Origin of the sequence: Streptomyces sp. PU-14G (genome assembly GCF_041028275.1) — a bacterium.
GTDB lineage: Bacteria > Actinomycetota > Actinomycetes > Streptomycetales > Streptomycetaceae > Streptomyces.
In genome coordinates this window covers 1-583 of sequence record NZ_JASKYT010000786.1, presented here as the reverse complement: position 1 = coordinate 583, position 583 = coordinate 1, and the positions used below count along the sequence as shown (strand labels likewise).

Here is a 583-nt window from a genome sequence, read left to right as displayed (position 1 = left end):
CCTGATGCGGTGTCTTTCAAGCCTTCGCCTGATGTTCCTCCTTTGACGCGGCCGCAGTTGGCCGAGGCTCGGCGTGTGCGGGCGGCCGAGTTGTTCGGTCAGGGACGTGCGAATGCTGAGATCGCGCGGATGCTGGGGGTCAGTGACGAGAGTGTGCGGCGCTGGAAACGGGCCTGGGAGAAGGGCGGCACCGATGCTCTGCGTCGGCGCCCGGCCACCGGGCGTCCGCCCAAGCTGGACGATGCCCAGGCCGAGCGGGTGCGCAGGGCGCTGGAGCAGGGCCGGCCGCAGTTGGCCGAGGCTCGGCGTGTGCGGGCGGCCGAGTTGTTCGGTCAGGGACGTGCGAATGCTGAGATCGCGCGGATGCTGGGGGTCAGTGACGAGAGTGTGCGGCGCTGGAAACGGGCCTGGGAGAAGGGCGGCACCGATGCTCTGCGTCGGCGCCCGGCCACCGGGCGTCCGCCCAAGCTGGACGATGCCCAGGCCGAGCGGGTGCGCAGGGCGCTGGAGCAGGGCGCCCAGGCGCATGGCTTCGAGGCTGATCTGTGGACTCTGGAACGGGTCGGCCTGGGCATCGTCCAGC

Annotated in this window: 1 protein-coding gene; it reads left to right on the top strand. The window is 70.8% G+C overall.

What is annotated here, in order from left to right; all coding sequences use genetic code 11:
* Window positions 1-9 precede the first annotated feature (9 nt).
* On the top strand, window positions 10-583 hold a 574-nt coding region (locus tag AB8Z75_RS35295), incomplete at its 3' end, for a helix-turn-helix domain-containing protein (RefSeq protein ID WP_369209247.1).